Below are 7,343 nucleotides of genomic sequence, written 5' to 3'. Positions count from 1 at the left end.
ACGAGAGCGCCGAATGCCTGGAGCCGGGGTGCCCAGTGCCCGGCTGCTGCGACAACGGGTGTGAGGCATGAGCGCCGCCTGCTGCGCTCATGACGAGCCGAAAGAACAACACACCGAACCCGAGGCGGAGCTGCCCTGGTGGCGCGATCGCGGGATCATGCTCCCGGTGGCCTCCGGCGTCGCCTTCGGCGCAGGATTGGCCGGTCACCTCGCAGGGCTCGAGGTCCCGGCACTCCTGCTCTTCTGGGCAGGCCTGCTGCTGGGTGCCTCGACGTTCGTCCCCGGAGCCATCCGCTCCCTGAGCAAGGGCAAGCTCGGCATCGCCCTGCTGATGACCATGAGCGCCACCGGAGCCGTCATTCTCGGATATGTCCAGGAAGCCGCCGCGCTGGCGTTCCTCTACTCGATCGCCGAGGCCCTGGAAGACAAGGCCATGGACCGCGCCCGCAATGGCTTGCGGGCCCTGCTGAAACTTGTCCCCGAGACCGCCACCGTGCTCATCAACGGGAAAGCCACCCTGGTCCGGGCCGCGGACCTCGCCGTGGGCCAGCTGCTGCTGATCAAGCCCGGGGAACGGATCGCCACCGACGGCGTCGTCCGCACGGGGCGCAGCTCCCTGGACACCTCGGCGATCACCGGGGAATCCATCCCCGTCGAGGTCGAGCCGGGCGATGCGGTCTCCGCCGGGGCGATCAACACCGCCGGGGTCCTGGAAGTCCAGGCCACTGCGGCGGGCACCGACAACTCGCTGACAACGATCGTGCAGCTGGTCGAGAAGGCGCAAACCGAAAAGGGCGAACGCGCCCGCCTGGCCGACCGCATCGCCCGGCCATTGGTGCCCGGCGTGCTGATCCTCGCCGCGCTCGTCGCGCTGGTCGGATCCCTGCTGGGCGATCCGGAAACCTGGATCATCCGCGCCCTGGTCGTGCTGGTCGCAGCCTCCCCCTGCGCCCTGGCGATCGCGGTACCGATCACCGTCGTCTCGGCCATCGGATCGGCCAGCAAATTCGGCGTCATCATCAAAAGCGGCGCGGCCTTCGAACGCTTCGGCACCATCCGCCACCTCGCCGTCGACAAGACCGGCACGCTGACCCGCAACCAACCCACCGTCAGCGCGGTGCTCGCCGTCGACGGCACCAGCGAACAGCAGGTGCTGGCCTGGGCTGCGGCCCTGGAACAGCACAGCACACACCCATTGGCCACCGCCATCACCCACGCGGCACCGGAAACTGCAGCCGCCAGCGGCATCACCGAAGAGGCCGGGCACGGCATCCGCGGCACCGTCAACGGCAGCGACGTGGGAGTCGGCAGCCCGCGCTGGTTCGATGCAGGCGAACTGGCCGCGGCGGTGCACCGCCTTGAATCACAGGGCATGACGGTTGTCATCGTCCAACGCGACGGCGCGGTCGTCGGGGCCATCGGCGTGCGCGACGAACTGCGGCTCGAGGTGCCCGAGGTCGTGCAGGCCATCACCGCCCGGGGCCTGGGGATCACCATGCTTACCGGTGACAACGAACGCACCGCACGCGCCCTGGCCGGCCAGGCCGGCATCCGGGACGTCCGCGCCGAGCTGCGCCCTGAGGGCAAGGCCGCGGCCATCAACGAACTGAACGCTGCCGCTCCCACGGCCATGATCGGGGACGGCATCAACGACGCCCCGGCGCTGGCCGCCGCGGAGGTCGGCATCGCGATGGGCGCCACCGGGTCGGACGCGGCGATCGAGTCGGCTGACATCGCCTTCACCGGGCACGACCTGCGCCTGATCCCGCAGGCCATCGCCCACGCACGGCGCGGCCGGCGGATCATGAACCAGAACATCGTGCTCTCGCTGCTGATCATCGCCATCCTGCCGCCCCTGGCCATCACCGGCGTGCTCGGCCTGGCGGCCGTCGTCCTAATCCACGAGGCGGCCGAGGTCATCGTGATTCTCAACGGACTGAGGGCAGCCCAAACGAAACCGAGCCAAACAACCCGCCCGGAAAGCCCCTCGACGAGCCAAGCGCGGTCGAACGCCACCGACGACCCCGCCCTGACCGAGAACACCCGACACTAATCTGGCGACGAACCGGTACAACCCGGCCACAGCCCCTCTCCACCCTTGCAGCATCACCGGCCTGCCCTTCCCGCAGGCCGGCCACAGAACGGAACACTACGTGAGCACCACCATCCCGCCGTCCACCCGCGCCCCGAAGAAATCCAAGATCGTCGTGTGGACGGTGCTGGCTGCCGTCATTCTCGCGGCCGTCGTCGGCTACGTCCTCGCCCGGGGAAGCTCGGTCACCGCACCCACCGACGGCGCCGCCGCCGCGGAAGGACAGGTCGTGCGGGAGAACAGTAGGGTGCTTTCCCAGGCACCGGACGAAAAGGCGGTCCTCGTGGAGTTCCTGGACTTCGAGTGCGAGTCCTGCCGCGCGGCCTATCCGTTTGTCGAAGAACTGCGCACCAAGCATTCCGAGAATGTCACCTTCGTCCACCGGTACTTCCCGCTGCCCGGGCACCGGAACTCCATGAACGCGGCCGTGGCCGTGGAGGCCGCCGCCGAGCAGGGCGCCTACGAGCCGATGTACAAGAGGATGTTCGAGACTCAGACCCAGTGGGGCGAGTCCGCGGAGAACAAGAGCGCCGTCTTCCGTACCTTTGCCGAGGACCTCGGCCTTGACCTGGCCGCCTACGACCACGCCGTGGCAGACCCCTCGATTCGTGCGAGGGTCGAGGCCGACGTCGCCGACGGCAAGGCCCTGGGCGTCACCGGGACCCCGACGTTCTTCCTCGACGGAAAGATGCTCGAGGTCCAAAGCCTGGACGAGTTCGAGGCAGCCGTCATCGCGGCCGCCGCCAGCTGACCCGCCGTCCCAAGTTCGGAGAAGACACCATGACCACACCGGCCACCGATGATCCCGTAGCCGACCCCCAAGACCCAGCGTTCTGGGTGCCCCGATTCGCCCGGCCACGCGGGTTCGGCTTCGTGCTGCTGGTAACGGGGGCCGTGGCCTGGGTGGCCTCGGCCATCCTCGTCCTGGAGCGGCTGGCCCTTTATGAGGACTCGGGCCACGTGACCAGCTGCGACGTCAACCCGTGGGTTTCCTGCGGGCGGGTCATGGGCACCTGGCAGTCCGAGCTGTTCGGCTTCCCCAACCCGCTGATCGGCATTGTCGCGTTCGCCGTCGTGCTGGCCACCGCCATGGTGGTGCTCTCCGGGGCTTCCCCGGGACGCTGGTACTGGGGAGGGCTGCAGGCCGGGGTGAGCCTGGGAGCGGTGTTCGTGGCCTGGCTCTGGAGCCAGGCCCTCTTCGAGATCTACATCCTGTGCCTGTACTGCATGGTGGTGTGGGCGGCGATGATCCCGCTGTTCATCCTGCTGACGGTCCGCAACCTCGTCCATGGCGTCATTCCCGCACCACCGGCCGTGGCCAGGTTCGCTGCCGAGTGGGCCGGAACGCTCGTGGCCGTCGCCTACGTCGCGGTCGCCGGATCCGTGTTCCTACGCTTCTTCCCGGCCTTCACCGGCGGCTAATTGCACGTCCCGAGGGGACCACGCCAGGTTCTGCCATGGTGACGGGACCAGACATGTCGGGGTTTTGGAGGTCTCCGTGTTCCAAGGCGCCCCTGTTGCATCGGTCACCAAGTGCTGCGAGAACCAATCCATTTACCATTGTGATTCACAAAGCTTGGTCAACGGCGCAACTCAGCAACAACTTGTCCAAGTAGACGTTCCCCTCGGAAACGATCTGCACCGAAATCCAAGCGCCGTTGTGGGCCGATTGGGTTTCGGCGCAGGTTTTCGATCGGCGATTTCACGGCGTGTCAGTTGAATGTGGGGAATCAAAAGAGCTGAATCAGAAACGATCGATTCCGGTCAGCATCTTCAGTCACGGTTCGACTGGTGAACGTTGGATGACCCAAGCGCGATAGCCCAATCCTCGTCGGATACCAAGGTCTCCATCCCGATAGGTGCCGAGGCGGACCCTTCGAATACTTGCGCCAATTGATTTAGCGAACTGTTCGTTCAGCGACCGTGCCGCTACGTTGTCGTCCTGGGTGGCAAGCGCGATATCACGCCGGGGCTCCCGCTTAGCTGCTGCGGTGAGCAGTGCCAGGCCCACGCCTCGTCGCTGCGCTTCCGGAGCAACCGCGACTACCTGGATGAACAGCGGATCCGAGTCCTGTAGGCCCGGGGCCGAAACGCAAAAACCGACGTGAACGCCGTCGATCTCGGCTAGGAGTACCAGTTGCTCGGTAATTTTCGAGGCGTTCTCTTTCACAGGTTGGACGCCTAGCGGCGAGCATACGACTTGCAAATCCTTCATTCGGCGGCCGTCTTGCGCAGGCTCGGTCGCTTCCCGAATTGAAAACGGGGCCGACGAAAGAGTCGCCAACCGTTTCTTCCACCCGACGAATTCTGGGTCGCTGCTGAGGGGAAAGGCCGGCTCTAGCGCCTTGTACTCGCCGTCATGCACTCCCCTGAGCACGTTCGAGCATTCCGGCGGGGACGTTTGCACTACTGCGCTCGGTTGAGAAGTCATTTGCTCGTCCTTTCAGATGTTCGTTTGGCCTGCTTGGTGCACCGTTGCATGAATGCAATGACGATTTCCCGTTGGGTCTTTCCTTGCAGTGCCGCGTAGGCCTTGAACTCATTGGCGAGTTGTTCGGGGACGTCGAAGTTCAGCCGCTTTTGCGGTGTCCCGTCCGCGGTGGGTTTGGCGCTCAACTGGCGACCGCTTCCTTGGCCAGCTTGATGGCCAGATCGATGTTGCTGGGGTTCAGGCCGGACCAGTGGAAGTCGTCATCGACCACGACGATGGGGGCCTGGGAGTATCCGAGTTCCTCGGTGACGTATTCCAGTGCCGCCGGCGCCTGGGTCACGTCCACTTCGGTGAACTCCAGGTGGGCCTCGGTGAATTTCTCTGCCGTCTTGCGGCATCCGAAGCATCCCGGTTTGGTGTAGATGGTGATCGCCATTGCTCTGCCCTCCAACTCTTTCGATGTACCCATATTCTACCCTCAAATGAGGGTGTAATCTAGTGCTTTGCCTTGATAATCCGGGGGTTTCGGCCACTTTTCGTACCCTATGAACGCTCGGGATTTGGTGCCTTTTGGCCGTCAATGCCCGCTGCTGGACTCTTGTTGCTGCCCTTCGGTGGCCTTGTTCAGGAGGGTTGGCCTGCCGGTGGGCCGGGTGCCGGCCACGGCAGCTCATCGAGGGCCTGCCACAGCGCGGCACTGCCCACTTCGGTTCGGCTCATGCCCGGGGTCAGGTCCAGGGCGAGTGCCTGCAGGAACCGGGCCACGGTGTCGGTGGCCTCGGCGTAGGCGGTGTGGCCGGCTTGTCCGGCCGTGAGGATGGCGGCGCATTTCTGCGCCTGGTACCGGCTCATCGCGACGGGAACGTCGTCTTGCTCGTCGTGCCCGGCGAGCAGTTCCTGGTAGTCGTCGGGGTCCAGCGGCCCCATGGTTAGGCGCCGTTGCTTTCGCGCTGGAGTTCCTCTGCGCGGCGGCGTTCATCCGCGGTGCGGTAGCCCTGCCCGGCGATGGCATTCTGGGCCTGGGCCAGTTCCTCCCCCATCTGCGCCGCCAGCTGTGCGGCCCGGGCCAGGTGTTCCCCGGCCAAGGCGACGCTGGCTGCGGGGTCTTTGCCCTCGTATTCGGTGACGTCGTATTCCTTGAGGGATTTCACGAGTCCCTGGGCGAGTTGGGTGGAAATCTGGGGCAGGAAACTGCCGAGGTTCTTCAGGTTCCCCAGGATCCGGTACACCTCGGGTGCCGGGTGGGTGGCCCGGGTCAGGTGGGCGATGGCGCGCAGTGCGTCGTAGGCGTTGTCCGCTTCCTGGACTGCCTCGGGGGTCTGGTCCTCATCCATGCTCATGCTCTCCTGGTTCCTGTGGTTCGTGTTCTGTTCTCACCATACTGGTGGGGCACCAGGTGCCCATGATTTCGCCGGTGTCATCGATCCATGTCACGTGCACCAGGTGCGGGGTGCGGGCGGTGACCTCGACCGGAAGGACCGGCGTGCCGCTGGTGGTCGGGATCTCGGCTGTCGTCCGGTGGTGTTCCATGGGCTCGGCCGGTTCGTCTCCGGGGTAGAAGCGCATGAGAACGTATGCCGTGCCTTGGTGGGTGAAGGTGTCCGGGTTTCCCCGTGCCGGGGTGTCCGGGGCGCGCAGCGCCCCGGTGCGGCGGCCGGGGGAGCTTGCGGAGGAGGCCGCCGCCGAAATCTGTTGGCGCGGCACCCATGTCGGGTTGTGGTGGATCTGCGTGTTTTGGGGCGGGAAAGCAAAATCGTGGCTCATATACATGACTCCCTTGTTCGTGTGAGTGTAGCTAGGTGGGGTGACGGCTTGAACCGTCACCCCACCTAGCTGGTGGTTGGTGTTAGTGCTTGGTGGTGGCGCTGGCGGCTACCTGGCCGCTGAGGATCAGCCGGTTGAGTAGTTGGCTGAGCCGGTGGCCGGGGTTGGATTCGAGGGCGAGGCTCACGAACTTGCGTGCCTCGGTTCCTTTGCCGTCGATCCAGCGCGTCCAGCTGATCGCGGCCAGCAGGTCGGCGCGGTGTTCGGTGGGGATGAATTCAAGGGCGGCATACAGGGTCTCTCCCCCGGCCTTCAAAAAGCCCCAATCCTCCGGGGTCGTATCCCCCATCAGCGCGGCACCGATTTCCTCAAGTTCGGTGCCGGTGGTGGCCAGCGAGGCGATGAACATGTCGCGCATCCCCTTGTTGGTGCAGGTTCCGGCCAGCCATGCGGCGTGCTCGGCGCTGACCTTACCGGTCTGCCGGTAACCCTCGATCATGTCGGCCAGCGTTCCGCGTGCCAGCACGAGGGTTTCGGCGTCCAGTGCGTCCATGGCCGCCGCTTCGCGGGTGAAGCGTGCCAGCAGTTCCGTGGGTGCGTGGGTGCACTCGGGGATGTCGGCGGCGAGCTTGGCGCTCCGGGTGGTGGCCATCATGAGGGTCAGTGCCGCGTTTGAGGTGGCGACGGCGGAGAATTCGACCGAGTCGGTTGAATCTCCGTCGTAGTCCATCAGGTGCCCTGCGGTGATGAGGATGGCCGAACGGATGGGGCACCCTGCGTGGGCGAGGGTGTCACCGAGTGCGCGGTACTGGGCGGTGGTCATGGCGTCCTCGTCCTCGAAGCTGAGCAGGATGACCCCGTTCGCGTCGGAGACGCGGTGCACGTAGTCCGTGATGGCCTGTGCCCACTGTTCGGCGGGGGCGTCGTGGTTGGCGTCGGCGCGCAGCGTGGCGACCAGCCCGGCCTCGTTCATCAGCATCAGTGCCACCGAGGAGGTGGGAACGAACCCGATGCCGTGGATGGCGATGGCCACTACGTCGGCCATGGTGCTTGCCT

General features: G+C 65.7%; 10 protein-coding genes. 3 read left to right on the top strand and 7 right to left on the bottom strand.

Going from position 1 to position 7,343, the window contains the following annotated elements; all coding sequences use genetic code 11:
* Nucleotides 1–67 precede the first annotated feature (67 nt).
* From ACSYDW_RS18905 to ACSYDW_RS18895, 3 genes are all read left to right on the top strand, one after another.
* The gene (locus ACSYDW_RS18905; protein WP_438340284.1) at nucleotides 68–2,053 is read left to right on the top strand and encodes a heavy metal translocating P-type ATPase; all 1,986 of its coding nucleotides are present in this window, start codon (nucleotides 68–70) and stop codon (nucleotides 2,051–2,053) included.
* Nucleotides 2,054–2,153: 100 nt separating this feature from the next.
* Nucleotides 2,154–2,843 (top strand): DsbA family protein, encoded by a 690-nt coding sequence (locus tag ACSYDW_RS18900; RefSeq protein ID WP_438340283.1) that lies wholly within the window; start codon nucleotides 2,154–2,156, stop codon nucleotides 2,841–2,843.
* 29 nt (nucleotides 2,844–2,872) lie between these two features.
* Nucleotides 2,873–3,514, top strand: a complete 642-nt coding sequence (locus ACSYDW_RS18895; protein ID WP_438340282.1) for a vitamin K epoxide reductase family protein — start codon at nucleotides 2,873–2,875, stop codon at nucleotides 3,512–3,514.
* A gap of 355 nt (nucleotides 3,515–3,869) precedes the next feature.
* On the opposite strand, the gene ACSYDW_RS18890 is transcribed toward ACSYDW_RS18895, so the two are convergent.
* From ACSYDW_RS18890 to ACSYDW_RS18860, 7 genes are all read right to left on the bottom strand, one after another.
* Nucleotides 3,870–4,262 carry a GNAT family N-acetyltransferase gene (locus ACSYDW_RS18890; RefSeq protein WP_438340281.1) on the bottom strand — a complete coding sequence of 131 codons (393 nt, stop codon included), beginning with the start codon at nucleotides 4,260–4,262 and terminating at the stop codon, nucleotides 3,870–3,872.
* Nucleotides 4,263–4,519: 257 nt separating this feature from the next.
* Nucleotides 4,520–4,708: a hypothetical protein gene (locus tag ACSYDW_RS18885; protein WP_438340280.1), complete on the bottom strand. Its 189-nt coding sequence runs from the start codon at nucleotides 4,706–4,708 to the stop codon at nucleotides 4,520–4,522.
* The gene (locus ACSYDW_RS18880; protein ID WP_438340279.1) at nucleotides 4,705–4,959 is read right to left on the bottom strand and encodes a glutaredoxin family protein; all 255 of its coding nucleotides are present in this window, start codon (nucleotides 4,957–4,959) and stop codon (nucleotides 4,705–4,707) included. The genes ACSYDW_RS18885 and ACSYDW_RS18880 overlap by 4 nt, the downstream gene beginning before the upstream one ends.
* Before the next feature lie 188 nt (nucleotides 4,960–5,147).
* Complete coding sequence (locus ACSYDW_RS18875; RefSeq protein ID WP_438340278.1) at nucleotides 5,148–5,450, bottom strand: hypothetical protein; 303 nt, start codon at nucleotides 5,448–5,450, stop codon at nucleotides 5,148–5,150.
* A gap of 2 nt (nucleotides 5,451–5,452) precedes the next feature.
* Nucleotides 5,453–5,863, bottom strand: coding sequence for a hypothetical protein (locus ACSYDW_RS18870; RefSeq protein ID WP_438340277.1), 411 nt, complete (start codon nucleotides 5,861–5,863; stop codon nucleotides 5,453–5,455).
* Nucleotides 5,850–6,287, bottom strand: coding sequence for a hypothetical protein (locus tag ACSYDW_RS18865; protein ID WP_438340276.1), 438 nt, complete (start codon nucleotides 6,285–6,287; stop codon nucleotides 5,850–5,852). Before ACSYDW_RS18865 ends, ACSYDW_RS18870 begins: the two co-directional genes overlap by 14 nt.
* Nucleotides 6,288–6,369: 82 nt before the next feature.
* Nucleotides 6,370–7,343 (bottom strand): DUF4192 family protein (locus ACSYDW_RS18860; RefSeq protein WP_438340275.1); only part of this gene is annotated, 974 nt, incomplete at its 5' end.

It is taken from the genome of Paeniglutamicibacter selenitireducens (assembly GCF_051550675.1).
In the GTDB taxonomy this organism is placed as follows: Bacteria; Actinomycetota; Actinomycetes; order Actinomycetales; family Micrococcaceae; genus Paeniglutamicibacter.
This window is presented reverse-complemented; position numbering and strand designations above follow the sequence as displayed.

Excerpts from the sequence above, each read along its gene's own strand:
- ACSYDW_RS18905 (WP_438340284.1), top strand. The coding sequence starts at position 68 with ATGAGCGCCGCCTGCTGCGCTCATGACGAGCCGAAAGAACAACACACC.
- ACSYDW_RS18895 (WP_438340282.1), top strand. The coding sequence starts at position 2,873 with ATGACCACACCGGCCACCGATGATCCCGTAGCCGACCCCCAAGACCCA.
- ACSYDW_RS18880 (WP_438340279.1), bottom strand. The coding sequence starts at position 4,959 with ATGGCGATCACCATCTACACCAAACCGGGATGCTTCGGATGCCGCAAG.
- ACSYDW_RS18875 (WP_438340278.1), bottom strand. The coding sequence starts at position 5,450 with ATGGGGCCGCTGGACCCCGACGACTACCAGGAACTGCTCGCCGGGCAC.
- ACSYDW_RS18870 (WP_438340277.1), bottom strand. The coding sequence starts at position 5,863 with ATGAGCATGGATGAGGACCAGACCCCCGAGGCAGTCCAGGAAGCGGAC.
- ACSYDW_RS18865 (WP_438340276.1), bottom strand. The coding sequence starts at position 6,287 with ATGAGCCACGATTTTGCTTTCCCGCCCCAAAACACGCAGATCCACCAC.